Annotated in this window: 14 protein-coding genes; 10 read left to right on the forward strand and 4 right to left on the reverse strand. The window is 72.4% G+C overall.

The window, feature by feature from the left end; translation table 11 throughout:
* Positions 1 to 49: 49 nt before the first annotated feature.
* Positions 50 to 1258: an imidazolonepropionase gene (hutI, locus tag Pta02_RS02910; RefSeq protein WP_203873069.1), complete on the reverse strand. Its 1209-nt coding sequence runs from the start codon at positions 1256 to 1258 to the stop codon at positions 50 to 52.
* Positions 1259 to 1968: 710 nt separating this feature from the next.
* Between hutI and Pta02_RS02915 the strand changes: the two genes are divergently transcribed.
* From Pta02_RS02915 to Pta02_RS02940, 6 genes are read left to right on the forward strand one after another with little or no spacing between them, the layout of a single operon-like run.
* A complete protein-coding gene (locus Pta02_RS02915) occupies positions 1969 to 2847 on the forward strand; it encodes an STAS domain-containing protein (protein ID WP_203873070.1) in 879 nt (292 codons plus the stop codon).
* Complete coding sequence (locus tag Pta02_RS02920; RefSeq protein WP_203873071.1) at positions 2847 to 3227, forward strand: STAS domain-containing protein; 381 nt, start codon at positions 2847 to 2849, stop codon at positions 3225 to 3227. Before Pta02_RS02915 ends, Pta02_RS02920 begins: the two co-directional genes overlap by 1 nt.
* Positions 3224 to 3631, forward strand: coding sequence for an anti-sigma regulatory factor (locus Pta02_RS02925; RefSeq protein WP_203873072.1), 408 nt, complete (start codon positions 3224 to 3226; stop codon positions 3629 to 3631). The genes Pta02_RS02920 and Pta02_RS02925 overlap by 4 nt, the downstream gene beginning before the upstream one ends.
* On the forward strand, positions 3619 to 4632 hold the full coding sequence (locus Pta02_RS02930) for an ATP-binding protein (protein WP_203873073.1): 1014 nt from the start codon (positions 3619 to 3621) through the stop codon (positions 4630 to 4632). The genes Pta02_RS02925 and Pta02_RS02930 overlap by 13 nt, the downstream gene beginning before the upstream one ends.
* Complete coding sequence (locus tag Pta02_RS02935) at positions 4629 to 6308, forward strand: ATP-binding response regulator (RefSeq protein WP_203873074.1); 1680 nt, start codon at positions 4629 to 4631, stop codon at positions 6306 to 6308. Before Pta02_RS02930 ends, Pta02_RS02935 begins: the two co-directional genes overlap by 4 nt.
* Positions 6301 to 7887, forward strand: a complete 1587-nt coding sequence (locus tag Pta02_RS02940; protein ID WP_203873075.1) for a fused response regulator/phosphatase — start codon at positions 6301 to 6303, stop codon at positions 7885 to 7887. The genes Pta02_RS02935 and Pta02_RS02940 overlap by 8 nt, the downstream gene beginning before the upstream one ends.
* Before the next feature lie 165 nt (positions 7888 to 8052).
* On the opposite strand, the gene hflX is transcribed toward Pta02_RS02940, so the two are convergent.
* On the reverse strand, positions 8053 to 9420 hold the full coding sequence (hflX, locus tag Pta02_RS02945; protein WP_203873321.1) for a GTPase HflX: 1368 nt from the start codon (positions 9418 to 9420) through the stop codon (positions 8053 to 8055).
* Between the two features lie 198 nt (positions 9421 to 9618).
* Complete coding sequence (locus tag Pta02_RS02950; RefSeq protein ID WP_203873076.1) at positions 9619 to 12921, reverse strand: ATP-binding protein; 3303 nt, start codon at positions 12919 to 12921, stop codon at positions 9619 to 9621.
* Positions 12922 to 13008: 87 nt separating this feature from the next.
* Here Pta02_RS02950 and Pta02_RS02955 point away from each other — a divergent pair, with 87 nt between their 5' ends.
* A complete protein-coding gene (locus Pta02_RS02955; RefSeq protein ID WP_203873077.1) occupies positions 13009 to 14370 on the forward strand; it encodes an FAD-binding oxidoreductase in 1362 nt (453 codons plus the stop codon).
* A gap of 52 nt (positions 14371 to 14422) precedes the next feature.
* Here the strand turns inward: Pta02_RS02955 and Pta02_RS02960 are convergent, their stop codons facing one another.
* The gene (locus tag Pta02_RS02960; RefSeq protein WP_203873078.1) at positions 14423 to 15115 is read right to left on the reverse strand and encodes a DUF4097 family beta strand repeat-containing protein; all 693 of its coding nucleotides are present in this window, start codon (positions 15113 to 15115) and stop codon (positions 14423 to 14425) included.
* 229 nt (positions 15116 to 15344) lie between these two features.
* Here Pta02_RS02960 and aceB point away from each other — a divergent pair, with 229 nt between their 5' ends.
* From aceB to Pta02_RS02975, 3 genes are all read left to right on the forward strand, one after another.
* Positions 15345 to 16931: a malate synthase A gene (gene aceB / locus Pta02_RS02965; protein ID WP_203873079.1), complete on the forward strand. Its 1587-nt coding sequence runs from the start codon at positions 15345 to 15347 to the stop codon at positions 16929 to 16931.
* Between the two features lie 179 nt (positions 16932 to 17110).
* Positions 17111 to 18559, forward strand: coding sequence for an FAD-linked oxidase C-terminal domain-containing protein (locus Pta02_RS02970; protein ID WP_203873080.1), 1449 nt, complete (start codon positions 17111 to 17113; stop codon positions 18557 to 18559).
* On the forward strand, positions 18559 to 19989 hold the full coding sequence (locus Pta02_RS02975; RefSeq protein WP_239129396.1) for an FAD-binding oxidoreductase: 1431 nt from the start codon (positions 18559 to 18561) through the stop codon (positions 19987 to 19989). The genes Pta02_RS02970 and Pta02_RS02975 overlap by 1 nt, the downstream gene beginning before the upstream one ends.
* The last annotated feature ends 1 nt before the right edge of the window (position 19990 follow it).

Consider the following 19990-nt stretch of genomic DNA (forward strand, 5'->3'; position numbering starts at 1 on the left):
TATCCAGGCGAGATCACGAAGCCGGGGCGGAGCGCGCTCCGTGCCGGGACTACTGGACGGGGGTGCCGCCGCGCCAGACGCGGCGGGGCTTGAGGCCGAAGGCCCAGGCGAAGGCGCCCTCGTGGTCGGCGTCCCACTGGACGATGTCGGCCAGCCGGCCGGGGGCCAGGACGCCCCGATCGGGAGCGCCCAGGACGGTGGCGCCGCCGAGGGTGGCGGCGCGCAGCGCGTCGCCGACGCTCATGCCGAAGGCCGCCACGGCGAGGCTGATGACCAGGGACATCGAGGTGATGCCGCAGTGGCCGGGGTTGTGGTCGCTGCCGAGGGCCACCGTGACGCCCTGGGCGAGCATCCGGCGCACCGGCGGCAGGCTGCCGCGCTGAAGGGCGGTGCCGGGGCAGACCACCGCGGGGACGCCGTAGCGGGCCAGGACCGCGATGTCCTCGTCGGAGGTGTGATGGAGCAGGTCGGCCGAGGCGCAGCCGAGCTCGGCGGCGAGCTGTACGGCGCCGCGGCGGCTGAAGGCGCCGGCGTGGACGCGGGGAAGCAGGCCGACGTTGCGGCCGGAGGCCAGGACCCACCGGGCCTCGTCGGTGGTGAAGTGACCCTCGTCGCAGTAGACGTCGACGCTGTCGGCACCGGCCGCCGCGGCGTCGGCGCACCAGGCGCCCACGGCCTCGACGTAGTCGCGCTGGCGCCCGAAGTACTCGGGCGGGACGACGTGGGCGGCCAGGAAGGTCACGTGCACGCGCGGCATCATCGGCTCTTTCTCGAGCTCGCGCAGCAGGCGCACGTCGGCGAGTTCGCCGTCGCGGGTCAGGTGGTAGCCGGTCTTGGCCTCCACCGTGGTGGTGCCGCTGAGCAGCCAGTCGCGCAGGCGCTCGCGGACCCCGTTGCACAGGGTCCAGGGGTCGGTGCCCCGGGTCACCGTGACGGTGGAGCCGACGCCCCCGCCGGCCGCGGTGATCGCGGACGGGGTGGAGCCGCCCGAACGCATGGCCATCTCGGCGTAGCGGTTGCCGGCGTAGACCGGATGGGTGTGGGCGTCGATCAGCCCGGGCGTGACCAGGGCTCCGCCCAGGTTCTCGACGTGGTCCACATCGACGATGTCGTCCACCACACCGGGCACGCTCTGCGGCAGGTCGGCGGCGCGGCCGACCCAGGCGATGCGGTCGTTGTGCACGAGGATCGCGGCGTTACTGCACACGTCGTTGCCGGTCCACAGCCGGCCGATGTTGGTCAGGAGGCGGACCGTCATCGCATCACCGCCTTGCGCGCAGGGACGGGCGTCGGAGCCGGGACCCCGTACGGGCTCGATGCGGTGGCCCGGCCGGTGCCGGGCACCACGCCCGCCGGATCCACTCCGAGTCCGGACGACATTGGGGTCTCCTGCTCTCAGCCGCTATATGTGCGGCGACAGTAGCGCCGGGGGCATGATCCGGCGGTTTCAGTTCAGTTACGTTATTTCACAGGTCGGCCCGCTGTACAGGCTAATTGGGAAGAACGCCGCTTCACCACAGTCACGTCCGGTTCACCGGCTTCGCCCGCATATGGAGTCCCGAGAGTGTTTCCACAGCTCAGGTCACTCTTTTCTCACCTGCAACATCAGGAGCCAGACAGACCAGCGCCATAACGTCTCGTTAGATTTGCCCCATGGTAGCAATCCAAACCTTGACCGGCCAGTGTCCGTTTTATGGCTGTTCGTACGGTTTTTAGAGTTTACAGTTCTCCTCGAAACCATCCCGGGATGCAAGTTCGAGGATTGAATGCGACTTGAGAATCAACATAATCTGATTAATCGCCACCCGGTCGCCCCGACCGCCTACCGGCCGGTCACTTCCGCCCGCCGCCCGGCCACTCCCACCGATTCCCGCCACACCGCTCCCATCCTGTCCGGTGATCCCCGCAATCATCGCAACACCGGACATCCCCTGTAGCCTGTCGGGCGAGCCAACACAAGGCGCACGCATGGGAGCGATCTTGACCGTCCAGTCCGACGCCGGCCGGCGCCGCATCGAAGAACTCCTGCAGCAGCACGAGGAGCACGTCCTCAAGCGCTGGCTTGAGATAGCAGCGACCACGCCCGGCGGCCACACCGACCGCGGCGACATGACCGCCCGGCTCACCGAGATCTACCAGGCCCTGCGGCAGTCGTTCCTCGGTTCCGGGGACACCAGCGACCTGCGCGGGCTGCTGGCCGAGCTGTCCCGTTCCCGCGCCCGCCAGGGGTTCGCGCCCACCGAGACCGCCAACGTGGTCTTCGGCCTCAAGCAGGCCGTCTTCGAGCTCATCGAGGGCGACGGGGACACCGAGGGGCTGAAGGGCTTCATCTGGTTCTCCCGGACGATCGACGACCTCGGCCTCTTCACGTTCGAGAGCTACGCCACGGCCAGAGAGAAGATCATCCTCGACCAGGCCGAGCAGCTCCTGGAGCTGTCGACCCCGGTCGTCAAGCTCTGGGAGGGCATCGTCGCGGTGCCGCTGATCGGCACGCTCGACTCGGCCAGGACCCAGGTCGTGATGGAGAAGCTGCTGCAGACGCTGGTGGAGACCGGCTCGGAGCACGCGGTGATCGACATCACCGGCGTGCCCGCGGTGGACACCCAGGTCGCCCAGCACCTGCTCAAGACCGTGGTGGCCGCGCGCCTGATGGGCGCGGAATGCGTGATCTCCGGCATCCGCCCGCAGATCGCCCACACCATCGTCACCCTGGGCATCGAGTTCGGTGACATCGTCACCAAGGCCTCGCTGGCCGACGCCCTCGCCTACACGCTGCGCCAGAGCGGCGTCCAGGTGACCAAGGGACGCGGCACCCGCGTCACCGTGCGGACCGAGGAAGGTGACTGATGGAGCGCGTGCCCATCCTCAAACTCGGTGACATCCTCATCGTCTCCATCCAGATCGATCTGGAGGACCAGTCCGTGCTGGCGCTCCAGGAGGACCTGGCGGACAAGATCGTCGCGACCGGCGCGCGGGGGGTGATCATCGACATCACCGCCGTCGAGATCGTCGACTCCTTCATCGGCCGCATGTTCGCGACCATCGCCTCCATCTCCCGCATGCTCGACGCCGAGACGGTCGTGGTGGGCATGCGCCCGGCGGTCGCGATCACTCTGGTGGAGCTGGGCCTGTCGCTCGGCGGTGTGCGAACTGCGCTCAACCTCGAGAAGGGCGTCGCCCTGCTGAACCACCTCGACGGCGCGCAGATCGCCGCGGCCCGACGATGACGTCCCCCGGCGAACAACTTCTGCCCATAAACAGCAACGGTGACGTCGTCCTGGTACGCCAGCAGGTCAGGGCCGTCGCCATCCAGGCCGGCCTGTCCCTGGTGGACCAGACGAAGGTCGTCACCGCGGCCAGCGAGCTGGCCCGCAACGCGCTGGTCTACGCGGGGGGCGGGCAGGTCAAGATCGAGGTCGTGCGCAACGGCGTGCGGTCCGGTCTGCGCCTGACCTTCAGCGACGACGGCCCCGGCATCCCGGACATCGAGCAGGCTCTCACCGACGGGTGGACCACCGGCGGCGGTCTCGGCCTCGGCCTGAGCGGCTCGCGGCGGCTGGTCGACGAGTTCGACCTGCAGTCGGCTCCCGGAGAGGGCACGCTGGTCACGGTGACGAAATGGAGCAGGTGATCCGCTCCCGCGACGACGTCTGGGTCCGCGCCGAGGACGCCAGCGTGATCGGCTCCCTGCGCCACTCGGCCGCCGCGCTCGCCCAGACCCGCGGATTCTCCGAAAAGGAGATCGGCCGGATGGCCGTCGCGGTGAGTGAGGCGGCGTCGAACCTGGTCAAGCATGCCGTCGAGGGGGTCATGCTGGTCCGGCCGCATCCCGAGCTGAACTCCGCCGTCGAGGTCATCGCGCTGGACCGCGGACCGGGCATGCAGAACGTCTCCCGGGCGCTGCGGGACGGTTACTCGACCGCCGGCACGCTGGGCATCGGGCTGGGCGGCATCGCGCGCATGGCCGACGGGTGCGACATCCACTCCCTGCCGGGCCGCGGCACGGTGATCGCCCTGTACTTCGTCGCGCGCGACGCCCCCGCTCCCCCCTCCCTGGTGAGCGGGCTGACCCGCCCCATCGGCGAGGAGATCGTCTGCGGCGACGCGTTCGCGATCGCCGGAACCGGCGCCACGACCACCGTGATGCTGTGCGACGGGCTCGGCCACGGCGACGCCGCGGCCCACGCCTCGAACGAGGCGGTGCGGGTGTTCACCGAGAATCCCGGCCTCGCGCCGGCCACCGCGCTGGAGCGGATCCACCGGAGCCTGTCCGGCACCCGGGGCGGGGCGGTCGCCGTGGCGACGGTGGAGCGGGAGAGCCGTACGGTGACCTTCGCCGGGCTCGGCAACGTCTCGGGATGGATCGTCCACCCGGACGGCCGCCAGGGGATGGTCTCGGTCCCGGGCATCGCGGGGAGCCGGGCCCCGAGCAGCCTCCGGCAGTACGAGTACACCCTGCCGCCGCACAGCATGGTGGTCCTGCACTCCGACGGGCTCTCAGAACGCTGGGACATCACCTCCTACCCGGGGCTGGTGACGCGTCCCCCCTCCGTGCTCGCGGCGACGTTGCTGCGCGACGCGGGGACCCGCAGGGACGACGCCTGCGTGGTGACGGTGAGGACGGAGACATGACCGGTGAGCAGTTGATCCGCGTCCGCCTCGACGACGACCAGGACGTCTTCACCATGCGCCGGATGGGGCGCGAGGTGGCGGAGGCGGCCGGGCTGGCGGGCCCGGACCAGATCCGGGTGGCCACGGCGCTGAGCGAGATCGGCAGAGAACTGCTCTCCCAGGGGATCGTCGCCTCGGCCTCCTTCCTCCTCGACCGTGACAACCTGGTCGTCGACATCCGCTTCCCGGCGGACTCCGGTTTCCTCCCCGCCGACGGCGCGGCGCTGGCCGGACGCCTGGTGGACATGATCGACTGCGTCCCGGACGAGGGCCGCATCAGCATGCTCAAGCGGCTGCCGTCCGGCCGGCGCGGCGCCTCCGCCGAGGAGGTCCGCGCCAAGGTCTCCCGGCTGACCCCGGTGACCGCGATGGAGGAGCTCAAGCGGCAGAACCAGGAGCTCGCCGAGACCCTGGAGGAGGTGATGCAGCTCAACACGGAGCTGCAGGAGACCAACCAGGGAGTGCTGGCCCTGTACAACCAGCTCTCGGCCGAGCTGGAGGAGACCAACCGCGGCGTCGTGGCGCTCTACGCGGAACTGGACGAGAAGTCCAACCAGCTCAGGAGGATGAGCGACACCAGGAACAGGTTCTGGAACACGGTCAGCCACGAGCTGCGCACCCCGCTCAACTCGATCATCGGCCTGGTCCGCCTCCTGGTCGGTCCGGGCGGGGAGCCGCTGGGCCCCGAGCAGCTCCACCAGGTCCAGCTCATCGGGGCCTCGGCCGAGACGCTCCTGGCGCTGGTCACCGAGCTGCTCGACATGGCCAAGGCCGAGTCGGGACGCCTGGACCCGCAAGCGTCGCGGGTGGACCTGATCGCCCTGTCCGAGCGGCTGGGGATGACCCTGCGGCCCACCAGCGGGATCGAACAGGTCACGCTGTCGGTCCAGGTGTCGGAGCACGCCGCCGAGATGGTCGTCGACGAGGGGATGCTCACCAAGATCCTGCGCAACCTCCTGTCCAACGCCCTGAAGTTCACCGAGGTGGGCGAGGTCAAGCTGGAGGTGTCCTCCGACGGCGCCAACGACGAGGTGGTCTTCGTGGTGACCGACACCGGGATCGGCATCCCCGAGGAGCACATGGAGAGCGTCTTCGAGGAGTTCTACCAGGTGCCGGGACCGATCCAGGCCCGTGCGAAGGGCACCGGCCTCGGCCTGCCGTACGCCCGCCGCCTGGCCGAGGCGATGGACGGCACCCTCCAGCTGTCCGCCACGCCGTCCGGGGGCACCACGGCCGTCCTGCGCCTGCCGCAGCGGCACGCCGGTCCGCCGGTCGTGGGCCGGCTGCTCATCGCCGACGACGACGAGAAGTTCCGGGCCACCGTACGCCGCATGCTCACCGGCTTCGCCGCCCGGATCGACGAGGCGCCCGACGGGCTGACCGCTCTGGAGCTGATGGCCGCCGACCCTCCCGACCTCGTCCTGGTGGACCTGCTGATGCCGCGGATGGACGGGGCGACCCTGTTGCTGCGGATGGCCGACGACGAGCGGCTGCGCGACATCCCCGCGATCGTCGTCACCGTCGTGACCTCCCACCAGTATCCGCAGACGGCACGGGCCGTGATCTCCAAGCACGACCTCCGCCGTGACATCCTGCTGGAGACCGTACGGCACGCCTTGGAGCACGAGGGTGAATGAGACGACGGCGACGGTGCTCGTCGTGGACGACACGCCGACCAAGCTCTACATCCTGTCCAGCTGGCTGCGGCGCTCCGGCCACCGGGTCGTGGAGGCGACGGGCGGGCTGGAGGCGCTGACCAAGGTCAAGGAGCTCCGCCCCGACCTCGTCGTCCTGGACGTCAAGCTGCCCGACATCAGCGGCTACGAGGTCTGCGAGCAGATCAAGGCCGACCCCGCCACGTCCTCGATCCCGGTCGTCCAGATCTCCGGGGCGGCGATCACGCCCGGCGACCGCACCGAGGGCCTGGAACGGGGCGCGGACGCCTATCTGGCAGAGCCGGTCGAGCCGGACGAGTTCGCCGCGACGATCGAGGCCACCCTGCGCTACTACCGCGCGCGGCAGCGGGCCGAGCGGATGGCCGAGCGGATGGCCGCCCTCAACGAGGTCACCCTGGCCATGAACGCGGCCGAAACCTTCGACGGGCTCCTGGCCACGGCCGTCGAGGGGACCTCCCGGATCCTCGGCCGGCACGCGGGCGCGCTGGCGCTCCCGCCGGACGGCCGGACCCGCAGGTACAACTCCATGCCCCCCGAGCACACCGCCGCGGCCAAACCCGCCTCGCCCGAATCCCTGCCCGCGCTGAGCAGGCTGTTCCTGGACGACGCGCCGGGCACCCGGATCGTCACGGTCACGGCCGCCGACTGGCTGAGGCTGGTGCCCGGCTCGGACGTCTCCGGGAACGTCTCGGCGACGATCTCGCGTACCAAGGTGGGCCGCCCCGCGCTGTGCCTGGGGGTGCAGGCGGACCCACCGATGGACGACGACGAGTTCACCGTCCTGCGTCAGCTCGGCCAGGCCCTGGCCCTGGCGGTGGACGCCCTGCGCGCCTACACCGAGGAGCACGCGATCGCGCTCACCCTGCAGCGCAGCCTGCTGCCGGCGCGCATCCCCGAGGTCCCCGGGCTGGAGATCTGCTGGCGCTACCAGCCGGCGGTGGACAACGTCGAGGTCGGCGGCGACTTCTACGAGGTCCTGCCGCTGGGCGAGCGGGTTCTCATCGCCATCGGCGACGTGCAGGGGCACTCCCTGCACGCCGCGACCGTGATGGCCGAGCTGCGCCACGCCCTGCGCGCCTCACTCCTGGGCACGGTCGATCTCAGCGCGTCCATGGCGCTGCTCAACGACGTGCTGCGGCGCTATCACCCCGGCATGACCGCCACGGTGTGCCTGATCCTGCTCGACCCGGTGACCGGGAGGATCGAGCTGGCCAACGCGGGGCACATCCCGCCGCTGTTGCTGGAGGAGCCCGGCCAGGCCCGCTATCACGCCCTGGGCAACCTCCTGCTGGGCGTGAGCGAGACGGTCTACCGCCTCGACGAGCTGACGGTCCCCGAGGGGGGCGCGGTGCTGATGTTCACCGACGGGCTCATCGAGGACCGCGACAAGCTGCTCGACGAGAGCCTGGAGATCGCCCGGCGGCTGGCGGAGTCCGCCGGGGACGATCTGGAGGGGTTCTGCGACCGGCTGCTGGGCCAGTTCGGCGTCCGCGAGGACGATGTGGCCCTCGTCGTCTTCCGCCGCGTGCCCCGCCCCTAGACCGCCGCGGGCCCCACTCCCAGATCACCGCGCGCCCGGCACCTGAGAACCGCCGCGCTTGACGCCCGAACCCCTGGCGCTCCTCCCCGAGACACCGAAAGGGACGGAACCGGTGGGGTTCCGCCCCTGTGGGGTCGTCGCTCTCCCGCGCCGTCGCGGCGCGGATCAGACGGTCTCGACCGGCTTGGCGGTCCTCTCCAGCTCGGCGTAGAGGCCGGGCAGGACCCTGGCGTGCAGGATCGTGCCGTCCCCGGTGTGCTCGACGCCCAGGACCTCGCCCTCGCGGTGGGCCCGGGAGATCAGGTCGCCGCGGTCGTACGGCACCAGCATCCTGATCTCGCGGTCGAAGCGGGGAAGCTCCCGCTCGATCACGGCGCGCAGCTCGTCGATCCCGGCACCGGTGCGGGCCGAGACCACGACGGTGTCCCTCTCCCGCGCGGTCAGCTGGGCCAGCACCACCGGGTCGGCGGCGTCGGCCTTGTTGATGACCACGATCTCCGGGATGTCGTGCGCGCCCTCGATGTCGGCGAAGACCTCCCGCACGGCGGCCAGCTGCGACTCCGGGTCGGGGTGCGAGCCGTCGACCACGTGCAGGATCAGGTCGGCGTCGCCGACCTCCTCCAGGGTGGAGCGGAAGGCCTCGACGAGCTGGTGCGGCAGGTGCCGTACGAACCCGACGGTGTCGGCCAGCGTGAACAGGCGGCCCTCGGGCGTGTAGGCCCGGCGGACGGTCGGGTCGAGGGTGGCGAAGAGCGCGTCCTCGACCAGGACGCCCGCACCGGTCAGCCGGTTCAGCAGGGAGGACTTGCCGGCGTTGGTGTAACCGGCGATGGCCACGGCCGGGACCTCGCGCTCCATGCGCCGGGCGCGCTTGGTCTCCCGGGCCGTCGTCATCTCCGCGATCTGACGGCGCAGCTTGGCCATCCGCTCGCGGATCCGGCGGCGGTCCAGCTCGATCTTGGTCTCACCGGGACCGCGGCCGCCGATGCCGACGCCGCCCGCGGCCCGTCCGCCGACCTGGCGGGACAGGTTGCCGCCCCAGCCTCGCAGGCGCGGCAGCAGATAGTTGAGCTGGGCCAGCTCGACCTGCGCCTTGCCCTCGCGGCTCTTGGCGTGCTGGGCGAAGATGTCGAGGATCAGCATGGTCCGGTCGATGACCTTGACCTTGACGACCTCTTCCAGCTGGCGCAGCTGGCCGGGGCTCAGCTCACCGTCGCAGATCACGGTGTCGGCGCCGGTGGCCGCCACGATGTCGGCCAGCTCCTGCGCCTTGCCGGAACCGATGTAGGTCGCGGTGTCGGGCTGCTGGCGGCGCTGGATCAGCCCCTCCAGCACCTTGGAGCCGGCGGTCTCGGCGAGGAGCTTGAGCTCCAGCAGGGAGTTCTCGGCGTCGATCGCCGTACCGGAGGTCCAGACGCCCACGAGGACGACCCGCTCAAGCCGCAGCTGGCGGTATTCGACCTCGGTGACGTCCTCGAGCTCGGTGGAGAGCCCCGCCACCCGGCGGAGCGCCCGGCGCTCGGCCAGCTCCATCTCGCCGATCTCGGGCAGATCGTCGAACTGGTCGAAGTCCAGCGGCTCACGAGTGTCTATGTCGTCGCTCCATTCGGTTGCGTGGTTCACGGATGCCCCGAGGGGGTGCTTCACATGCGTCATCTCATAGAGAAGAACACCCGGGCGTCCCTGTGTCTTCCCTCGATCGTGCCATGGGCGCCCCGGGTTCTCATCTGGTTATCGGTCCGCCGTCAGCGAATCCGCCAGCTCCAGGCTCCGCCGTTCCCAGTGGGCCAGGCCCAGCCGCCGGTGGACCTGCACCGCCCGCCGCGCGTGCCCGGCCGCGGCGTCCGTACGGCCCAGCCGCGCGGCCAGCTCGGCCAGGATCATGTGGTGCGACCCCCACCCGCAGATGCCCATGCCGCTGACGACGAGCTGGTCGGCGTACGGCAGCAGCCTGCCGTACATCGTCTCGGGGTCGGGGACGCCCAGCCGGGCGGCCACCAGGCCCCAGATGACGAGCAGGAGGTCGGCCGTCCAGTCGTCGCGGATGTCGGCGCCCCAGCGCCGGACCAGCTCCGCGGCCAGGTCCTCCTCACCGCCGTCCAGCGCCGCCAGCACGGCGATCGGCCGCAGCGGCACCGTCTCCAGGTCCGCGGCCCGCGCGACGAGTTCGCCGAGGATCTCGGGGACGCGGCCCTGCTCGCGCGCGCAGGTGAACTCGGCGATCAGACGGGGGAACTGCGGGCACCACAGGCTGGAGCCCTCCAGCAGCGAGGCGAAGCGGGCGGTGAGCGCCTCGGCGGCCGCCCAGTCGCCGTCGAGGGTGCGGCGGGCGGTCTCGGCGATGCGGACCATGGCCTCCAGCTCGGGGCGGCCCAGCTCCCGCAGCAGGGACTCGCAGCGGGCCAGGTCCCGGTCCCACTCGGCCAGCTCGCCCGCGCGCAGCAGCGAGGCCATCCGCAGCACGCGGGCGATCAGCTCGGTGGCCCGGGGCAGGCCGGGCAGGGCCAGGATCTCCTCGGTGGCGGCCCGGCGCTCGGCGTCCCGCCAGGGCACCCAGGCCGCGATGCAGTAGTTGTTGAGCGTGGTCGCGGTCAGGACCGGGTCGCCGACCCGGCGCGCGAGCTCGACGCCCTCGCGTGCCAGGCGCTCCCCCTCCTCCCTGCGCGGCCCGTAGTACAGCTCCATCCCGAGCGCGCCGAGCAGCGCGGCGCGCCGGCGGTCCTCCAGCTCCCCGGCCAGCAGGTCCTCCAGCACCGCCACCATGCGCTCGTCCACCACGCCGTAGGGGCGCCAGTTCCAGACGCTCTGCTCGCCGGAGACGGTGACCGCGTCGATCAGGGCCTGCTTGTCCCCGATCCGCAGGGCCAGGTCCACGGCCTGTTCCAGGTCACGGCGGGCGCCCTCGGCGTCCCCCGCCGTACGGCGGGCCCGGGCCAGCTCGGTCAGCACCGCGCACCGTGCCCGGCCGTCGTCGGCGGGCAGCGCGCCGAGGGCCAGCTCCCACAGGTCCACGGCCTCGTCGTGGGCCAGCTGGGCGGTGGCCCTGCGCGCGGCGGCACAGGCGTACTCGACCGCCTTGGCCCGGCCGCCGACCCGGACCGCCCTGCCGAAGTGGTGGGCCAGCTCGGCGGCCCGGGGGGAGCCGTCCCCTGCCGGGAGCGTCTCCAGCGCCCGTCCCACGAGCAGATGGGTCCGGGCCGCCTCCACCCGGCTGAGCTGGGCGTAGAGGGCGTCGCGGACGAGCGCGTGGGAGAAGCGGTAGTCCTCGGGGACCTCGGCCAGCAGCCCGGTGGCCACCGCGGGCTCCAGCAGGGACATGACCTCCTCGGCGGGGGTGCCGGTGGCCGCGGCGAGCAGGTCCACGTCGACGTCGCGCCCGGCGACCGCGGCGACCCGCAGCAGCGCCCGGCTCTCCGCGGGCAGCCGGGCGGCCCTGCGGCCGATGACGTCGCGCACGCCGGTGGGGACGGCGCCGGACAGGTCGTTCTCGCTCTCCAGCAGGCGCAGCAGCTCCCCCAGGTAGAAGGGGTTGCCGCCGCTGCGCTCGTGCAGGGCCCGGGCCAGTTCCCGGCCGGTGCGCGGGGCGCCGTCCGGCTCCGGGCCGGTGCGTCGCATGCGCAGGTAGGCGGCCACGTCGTCGCCGGTGAACGGGCCCACCTCCAGGCGCTCGGTGCGGTGCTCCCTGGCCAGCGCGCCGAGGGTCTCGCCCAACTGCGCGGGGTGCTCTCCCGGCTCCGGGCGGAGCGTGGCCACGATGAGCACGGGGCAGCGCTCCAGCTCACCGGCGGCGAAGGCGAGCAGCCGGAGCGAGGAGACGTCGGCCCAGTGCAGGTCGTCGAGCACGAGCACCAGCGGCCCCGCCGCGGCCAGCGCGGCCAGGACCCGCTGGTACAGCTCGAACAGCTGCATGTCGGGACAGGTCACCGCCTCGCCGGTGAGGATGCGGACCACCTCCGCGGCCTCCGCGCCGGCGTCGCGCAGTGCCTGCGCCCACGGCCAGAACGCCGGGGCGGTGGCGGTGTCGACGCAGCGCCCCCACAGCGCGGTCATCCCCCGGGAGCGCGCCTCGTCGGCGGCGGCCTGGGCGAGCCGGGTCTTGCCGATCCCCGCCTCGCCCTCGATCAGCAGCACCCCTCCGCCGCCCCGGCGCAGCTCGGCCACCCGCGCGCTGATCCGCCCGAGCTGGCCCTGCCTGCCGATGAGCCGCTCCCCCGCCGCCACGGGGCCGGCCGGGGCCGCGGGCGCCGCCGCGCGCTCCGGGGCGGGGGCGGCCAGCCCGGGGTCCTGGCCGAGCACGGCCTGTTCCAGACGGCGCAGGTCGGGGCCCGGGTCGAGGCCGAGCTCCGCGGCGAGCAGCTCACGCGCCCTGCGCAGGGTGGCCAGCGCGTCGGCCTGCCGTCCCGACCGGTACAGCGCCAGCGCCAGCAGCCCCCACAGCCGCTCCCGGTACGGGTTGGCCTCGACGAGCCCCTCCAGGTCGGCGACGCACGTCCCGCCCTCGCCCAGTGCGAGCCGCGCCTCGAACCGGTCCTCCTCGGCCGTGACGCGCAGCTCGGCCAGCCTGGCGATCACGGGCGCGGCGAACTCCTGGTCGGCGAACTCCACCAGCGGGTCGCCCCGCCAGACCTCCCTGGCCCGGTCGAGGATCCGCAGCGCCTGGCCGTACTCCTCGCGCACCAGTGCCCGGCGGCCCTCCTGCGCCCACGCCTCGAAACGGAACAGGTCGATCTGGCCCGGGGCCACCGCGAGCAGATAGCCCGGCTCGCGGGTCAGCAGCAGGCGTGAGGGCGAGCGCGGCGGCCGGTCGGGCTCCAGGGCCCTGCGAAGATGGGAGATGTAGGCCTGGAGCGTCCCGGTCGCGCCGGAGGGCGCCTCACCCGCCCACAGCTCCTCCACCAGCCGGTCGAGCGAGACCACCCGGCCCGGCTCCAGGGCCAGCATCGCCAGGACCGCCCGCTGCTTGCGCGTGCCCAGCTCCACCGCCCGGCCCGCGGCGTCCGCGACCTCGACCGGCCCGAACAGACGGATCTCCATCGCACCTCAAGTCGCAGCCAAACGAACCCCAAACCCCCCGCAAACGGCTTCGGCGAGCATCGGTTCGCAGACGACAGGGAGGACAGCATGAATATAAGCAGTGAGCTTCGCCAGGTGGTACGCGGCCGGGTTCTCGTCGCCGGCGACGAAGGCTTCGACACCGCCCGGCTGCCGTGGAACCGTGCCGTCGAGCAGCCCGTGCTGGCGGTCGTGGAGGCCGAGGACGCCGACGACGTGGCCGCCGTGGTCCGGGCGGCCGGCCTGGCCGGGCTGAGCGTCAGCACCCAGCCCAGCGGGCACGGCGCCTCCGGCAACACCGACGGGACGATCCTGCTGCGCACCGGGCGGCTGCGCGGGGTGGAGGTACGGCCGGGCGAGCGGCTGGCCCGGGTGGGGGCGGGCGTCTCCTGGGGCGAGGTGCTCTCCGAGGCGGGCGGCCACGGGCTCACCGGCCTGGCGGGCAGCTCGCCGGCGACGGGCGTGGTCGGCTACACCCTGGGCGGAGGGGTGAGCTGGTTCGCCAGGAAGTACGGCTACGCGGCCAACAGCGTGCGCGCCTTCGACGTGGTGACCGCCGACGGGACGCGGGCCCGGGTGGACGCCGGATCCGACCCGGAGCTGTTCTGGGCGCTGCGCGGCGGGGGCGGCGACTTCGCGGTGGTCACCGCGATGGAGTTCGACCTGCATCCGGCGCCGCAGCTGTACGGCGGGCGGATCGTGTGGCCCGCCGACCGCGCCGCGGACGTCATGGCCGCGTTCCGGGAGACGGCCCGGGAGGCTCCCGAGGAGCTGACCGTGTGGTTCTCGCTCATGCAGTTCCCGCCGCTGCCCGAGGTGCCGCAGCCGCTGCGCGGCCTGTCCGCGGTGCTCGTGGACGTCGCGCACCTCGGTGAGGCCGGTGAGGCGCAGGCGCTGCTGCGCCGGTTCGAGAAGATCGACGGCCGGGTCCTCGACACCCGGGGACCGCTGCCGGTGGCCGCGCTGGGGGACATCTGCGCCGAGCCGACCGATCCGGGTCCCGGAAGCATCCTGGCCCAGCTGCTCACCCGCTTCGACGACCGGGCGGCCGCGACGGTGCTGGCCGAGGCTGCGGGCTCCGGCAGCGTGGCCCCGCTGGCCCTGGTGCAGGTGCGTCACCTGGGCGGGGCGCTGGCCCGGCCCGTGCCCGGCGCCGGCGCCTGCGGCCACGTCGAGGAGGAGTATCTCCTGAGCCTGCTGGGCGTGCCGTTCACGCCGGAGAGCGCGGCGGCCGTCGGGGAGCGGCAGCGGGAGATCTCCTCGGCGCTGGTGCCCTGCACCAGCGGGCGCAAGCCGTTCACCAACCTGGGCCCGGGCGAGCGGGCCGCCGGCGCCTTCCCCGGCGACGTCCTGGCCCGCCTGCGTGACCTCAAGCGCCGCAGGGACCCGCTGGGCGTGCTGCGCAGCAACTATCCCGTGCTGGACGACTAGGGTCGCCGGATCGCACTCCGGCGGTTCCCCGGCCGGGGGCCGCCGGGCGCGGTCACGAGCGCAGGACCTTCGCGTCGCCCGCTCCGGTCGACACCTCGACGGTCCTGGAGGACGACTGGTCGTTGGTGACCTCGACCGTCTCGTCGCCCGCGCCGGTGTCGGTGGTCACCTTGTAGGAGTTCTGCGGCAGCCGTACCGTGGCGTCGCCCGCGCCGGTCTCGATCTCGACCCGGTCCGGCACGCCGGCGAACTTGACCTCGACGTCGCCCGAGCCCGTGTCGGCGGTCAGGGTCTTGCCGCCCAGCCCGCTGGCGTCGATGTCGCCGGACCCCGCGGTCGCGTCCACCTCTCCGGTCAGGGAGCGCAGCGTGATGTCGCCCGACCCGGTGTCCGCCCTGACCGTGACCCCCCTGGGGATCTCGATCTTGTAGTCGACGCTGCAGGACCGCCCGAAGCCGCCGCCGCAGTCGTACGTCAGCCGCAGGGTGTCACCGCTCACCACGTGCTCGGTCTTGGGCTTGTCCCCGTTCCAGTGGACCGTCTCGGTGACCTTGATCCCCGTCCGGTCCGACTCGTTGACCACGATGTCCCCCGAACCGGAGTCGACGGCGAGCGTCAGCACCTTCTCGGGCACGTCGTAGGAGGCGACGGACTGCTCGGTCGCGCCGAAGCCGTCGAACTGGCAGGCGGACAACAGCAGGGCCGAGCCCACGAACGCCCCCGCGACAAGAATGTTCCTCTTCATGGCCCCACGTCCTCGACTTCCGGGAGCTCCGCTCCCCTTCACGATCCGTCCGGCGTCCCCCGTGCGGAAGGGCGCCTCCACAACTGTGGCCGAGCGGCGCGCCCGCACCCATCAGGGAAGCCCCCGACCCTGCCCTGAGGGGCCCCCTGCCTTTGACCCGTAGGTGACCATCCAGTAGCGTCAATTCCGCAATTCAGAAGAGTTTTTCCACAATGCGGAAAGGAAGCTCATGGACGGCGTTGAGATCACCGGCACCTCCCAGGACCGGTTCGACGAGATCCTCACGCCGGAGGCGCTGGCCTTCGTGGCCGCCCTCCAGCGCGAGTTCGGCGCCCGGCGCCTCGAGCTGCTCCAGGCCAGGCAGGCACGGCAGGCGGAGCTGTCGGCCGGCGGCACCCTGGACTTCCTTCCCGAGACCAAGCACGTGCGCGAGTCCGAGTGGCAGGTCGCCCCGCCCGCGCCCGGCCTGGTGGACCGCCGCGTGGAGATCACCGGTCCGGTCGACCGGAAGATGACGATCAACGCCCTCAACTCCGGCGCCAAGGTCTGGCTGGCCGACTTCGAGGACGCCAACGCCCCCACCTGGGAGAACACCGTCAACGGCCAGCTCAACCTGCGGGACGCGCTGGACCGGACCATCGACTTCGAGACCGGCGGCAAGAGCTACACCCTCAAGCCCGACGAGGAGCTGGCCACCGTCGTGGTCCGCCCGCGCGGCTGGCACCTGGAGGAGAAGCACCTCGTCCTCGACGGCGCCCCGATGTCGGGCTCCCTCGTCGACTTCGGCCTCTACTTCTTCCACTGCGCCGCCCGGCAGCTCGCCAAGGGCAAGGGCCCCTACTTCTATCTGCCGAAGATGGAGTCGCATCTGGAGGCCCGCCTCTGGAACGACGTCTTCGTCCGGGCCCAGGAACTGCTCGGCATCCCGCAGGGCACCATCCGCGCGACCGTGCTGATCGAGACCTACCCGGCCGCCTTCGAGATGGAGGAGATCCTCTACGAGCTGCGCGACCACTCGGCCGGGCTCAACGCGGGCCGCTGGGACTACCTGTTCAGCGTGATCAAGAAGTTCCGCACCCGCGGCAAGGAGTTCCTGCTCCCCGAGCGCAACGCGGTGACCATGACCGCGCCGTTCATGCGCGCCTACACCGAGCTGCTGGTGCGCACCTGCCACAAGCGCGGCGCGCACGCCATCGGCGGCATGGCGGCGTTCATCCCCTCCCGCCGCGACGCCGAGGTCAACAAGGTCGCGATGGAGAAGGTCCGCGCCGACAAGACCCGCGAGTCCGGCGACGGCTTCGACGGCTCCTGGGTGGCCCACCCCGACCTGGTCCCCGTCTGCCGCGAGATCTTCGACGGCGTGCTCGGCGAGCGGCCCAACCAGCTCGACCGGCTCCGCGAGGACGTCTCCGTCTCGGCCGCCGATCTGCTCGCGGTCTCCGAGACCCCCGGCGACATCACCGAGGCCGGCCTGCGCAACAACGTGGACGTGGCGCTGCGCTATCTCGCCGCCTGGATGGGCGGCCTGGGCGCGGTGGCGATCCACAACCTGATGGAGGACGCCGCCACCGCCGAGATCTCCCGCTCGCAGATCTGGCAGTGGATCCACAACGGCATCGAGCTGGCCGACACCGGCGCGGTCGTCACCAAGGAGCTCGTCGAGCAGATCATCGACGAGGAGCTCGCCAAGATCAAGGCCGAGCCCGGCTACGACGAGGCCCTCTACACCCAGGCCACCGCCCTGTTCAAGGAGGTCGCCCTGGACGACGACTTCGCCGAGTTCCTCACCCTGCCCGCCTACGCCCGCATGCCGTGACGACATGAGACAGACCGGAGGTGGGGCCGTCCTCCCGTGCGGGGGGCGGCTCCGCCTCCGCGTCCTCACCCGGGCGGAGCCCTCGTCCGGCTCCGCCGCGTTCCGGAATTCGTCCGGCAGCCTGTTGGACGAATCCGCTTCGTCCCCCAAGCTGAGGGACGGATGAAGGAGGGGTGGCGATGGCGCTGAACGAGCTGGTCCGGCGGGTGGCGGGGGTGCTGCCGGCAGGGGCGGTGATCACTGATCCGGTACGGCTGCGCACCTACGAGTGCGACGGTCTCACCCATCACCGGGTCGTGCCCGGGGTCGTCGTGCTGCCGGAGAGCGCCGAGCAGATCGCGGCCGTGGTGCGGCTCTGCAACGAGTACGGCGTGCCGTTCGTGGCCAGGGGCGCGGGGACCGGGCTGTCCGGCGGGGCGCTGCCGCGCACGGACGGGGTGCTGATCGTGACCTCGAAGATGCGGCGGATCCTCCGGGTCGACCTGGAGAACCGGCGGGCCGTGGTGGAGCCGGGGGTGACCAACCTGGCGATCACCGAGGCGGTCCGCGAGCACGGTTACTACTACGCGCCCGACCCCTCCAGCCAGCAGGTGTGCACCATCGGCGGCAACGTCGCGGAGAACTCCGGCGGCGCGCACTGCCTGAAGTACGGCTTCACGGTCAACCACGTGCTCGCCCTGGAGATCGTCACCCCCGACGGCGACATCGTCACCCTCGACGCCGACGACCCCGGCTACGACCTGCTGGGCGCCTTCGTCGGCTCGGAGGGCACGCTCGGGATCACCACCGGGGTCACCGTACGGCTCTCGCGGACGCCGGAGACCGTGACGACGCTGCTGGCGGCGTTCGAGAACATCGAGCAGGGCGGGCAGGCCGTCTCGGCGATCATCGGCGGGGGCATCGTCCCGGCGGCGATCGAGATGATGGACGCCCTGGCGATCGCCGCGGCCGAGGCGGCGGTGGCCTGCGGCTATCCCGCGGGCGCGGGGGCGGTGCTCATCGTGGAGCTGGACGGGCCCGAGGCCGAGGTGGCGCACCAGTTCGCCGAGGTGGAGCGGCTCTGCCGGGACAGCGGCGCCTTCGAGCTGCGGACCGCGGCGGGGCCGCAGGAGCGGGCGGCGATCTGGAAGGGCCGCAAGTCGGCGTTCGCCGCCGTGGGCCGGATCAGCCCGGCCTACATCGTGCAGGACGGGGTGGTCCCGCGGACCGCGTTGCCGAATGTGCTGGCGAGCATCGACCGGCTCTCGGCCGAGCACGGCATCCGGGTGGCCAACGTCTTCCACGCCGGGGACGGGAACCTGCACCCGCTGGTGCTGTTCGACGACGCCGAGCCGGGCGCGGAGGAACGGGCCGGGCTGGTCTCCGGGCGGATCCTCGACCTGTGCATCGAGCATGGCGGGTCCATCACCGGTGAGCACGGTGTTGGTGTAGACAAGTCCCGATATATGCCGAAGATGTTCACCGATGACGATCTGGACACCATGCAACTGGTCCGCTGCGCCTTCGACCCCCGCGGCCTGTCCAACCCGGGCAAGGTCTTCCCCACCCCGCGCCTGTGCGGCGAGGTCCCCGGCGTGCGCAGGGGCGTGCACCCGCTGGTCGAGTCCGGCCGTGCGGAGCAGTTCTGATGGACGCCCCGCACAACACCCCACGGCCCGGCGCGGACGAGGCGCCGCGCGGACCCGGCGCGGACGAGGCGATGGGCGGGCTCAGCGCGGACGAGGCGCTGCGGGCGACCGGGGTGACGATCCGGGAGGCCGGTTCCGGTGACGCCGTGGCCGGGGTCATGCCCCGCTGGGTGGCGCTGCCGGAGAGCACCGAGGAGGTCGCGGCGCTGATGCGGGTCTCGGCCGGGCACGACCTGGCGGTGGTACCGGTGGGCGGCGGCACCCGGCTGCACTGGGGGAACCCGCCCGAGCGCTGCGACCTGCTGGTCGACACCTGCTGCCTGAACGAGATCCCGGAGCACGCCTCCGGGGACCTCGTCGTCCGGGTGCAGGCGGGCGTGACGATGGAGTCCCTGGCCGAGACGCTGGCCGCCAGGGGCCAGGAGCTCGCCCTCGACGTCCCCGTCGGCGGCTCCACCGTCGGAGGCGTGCTCGCCACCGCGGTCGCCGGGCCGCGCAGGCTCCGCTACGGCACCGCCCGCGACCTGCTCATCGGCATCACGGTCGTGCTCGCCGACGGCACGATCGCCCGCTCCGGCGGGAAGGTCGTCAAGAACGTCGCGGGCTACGACCTCGGCAAGCTGTTCACCGGCTCGTACGGCACGCTCGGGATCATCACCGAGGCCGTCTTCCGCCTGCACCCGATCACCCCGGCCCGCCGCTGGATCACCGCCGGACTGCCCGCGCCCCGGACTGCCGCGACCGGCTCCGAGGGATCCGGATCACCGGTGGGTCCGGGGACGGTCGAAGGCTCCGGCTTTCCTGTGAGCCCGAGAGCCGTCTCCGTGGCGCTCGCGGCCTCGCAGGCCGAGCCGAGCGCGGTCGAGCTGGACTGGCTCGCGCCCTCCGGGGTGCTGACGGTGTCCGCGCTGGTGGAGGGCGTCGCGGCCGAGGGGCGGGCGGCGGCCGTACGGGATCTGCTCGGCGGGACGGCCGGTGAGTCCGGGACGACCGGTGAGTCCGGTGAGTGGCCGGTGGGCTCGTACGGCGTCGCCGAAGGGGACAAGGCCCCCGACTGGTGGGGAGTCCTGCCGGGCGAGGAGGTGCTGCTGGAGCTGCGGGTCCCGCCCTCGGGGGTGGACGGCGCGCTGCGAGCGGTAGCCCGGCGCGGGCTGCCCGCCCGGGTGCGCGGCTCGCTGGCCTCGGCGGTCCTGCAGGTCGCGCTGCCGCCGGAGATCGGCGGGCCGGAGCTCGCGGCGTTCGTCTCGGGCGTGCGCGGCGACGTCGGTCCCCTCGGCGGCAGGCTGACCGTGCTCGCCGCCCCGCCGGAGCAGGCCGCTCCGGTGGACCGCTGGGGCCCGGTGGGGGCGCTGCCGCTGATGCGGCGGGTCAAGGAACGGTTCGACCCGGACCGGAGGATGTCCCCCGGACGGCTGGCTGGAGGCATCTGAC

This window comes from Paraplanobispora takensis (genome assembly GCF_016863195.1).
Taxonomy (GTDB): domain Bacteria; phylum Actinomycetota; class Actinomycetes; order Streptosporangiales; family Streptosporangiaceae; genus Planobispora; species Planobispora takensis.

Bases quoted from the DNA above. Each gene is read 5' to 3' on its own strand.
- hutI (WP_203873069.1), bottom strand. From the start codon at position 1,258: ATGACGGTCCGCCTCCTGACCAACATCGGCCGGCTGTGGACCGGCAAC.
- Pta02_RS02960 (WP_203873078.1), bottom strand. From the start codon at position 15,115: ATGAAGAGGAACATTCTTGTCGCGGGGGCGTTCGTGGGCTCGGCCCTG.
- Pta02_RS02925 (WP_203873072.1), top strand. From the start codon at position 3,224: ATGACGTCCCCCGGCGAACAACTTCTGCCCATAAACAGCAACGGTGAC.
- aceB (WP_203873079.1), top strand. From the start codon at position 15,345: ATGGACGGCGTTGAGATCACCGGCACCTCCCAGGACCGGTTCGACGAG.
- Pta02_RS02970 (WP_203873080.1), top strand. From the start codon at position 17,111: ATGGCGCTGAACGAGCTGGTCCGGCGGGTGGCGGGGGTGCTGCCGGCA.
- Pta02_RS02935 (WP_203873074.1), top strand. From the start codon at position 4,629: ATGACCGGTGAGCAGTTGATCCGCGTCCGCCTCGACGACGACCAGGAC.
- Pta02_RS02915 (WP_203873070.1), top strand. From the start codon at position 1,969: ATGGGAGCGATCTTGACCGTCCAGTCCGACGCCGGCCGGCGCCGCATC.
- Pta02_RS02930 (WP_203873073.1), top strand. From the start codon at position 3,619: ATGGAGCAGGTGATCCGCTCCCGCGACGACGTCTGGGTCCGCGCCGAG.
- hflX (WP_203873321.1), bottom strand. From the start codon at position 9,420: ATGGAGCTGGCCGAGCGCCGGGCGCTCCGCCGGGTGGCGGGGCTCTCC.
- Pta02_RS02975 (WP_239129396.1), top strand. From the start codon at position 18,559: ATGGACGCCCCGCACAACACCCCACGGCCCGGCGCGGACGAGGCGCCG.
- Pta02_RS02920 (WP_203873071.1), top strand. From the start codon at position 2,847: ATGGAGCGCGTGCCCATCCTCAAACTCGGTGACATCCTCATCGTCTCC.
- Pta02_RS02950 (WP_203873076.1), bottom strand. From the start codon at position 12,921: ATGGAGATCCGTCTGTTCGGGCCGGTCGAGGTCGCGGACGCCGCGGGC.
- Pta02_RS02955 (WP_203873077.1), top strand. From the start codon at position 13,009: ATGAATATAAGCAGTGAGCTTCGCCAGGTGGTACGCGGCCGGGTTCTC.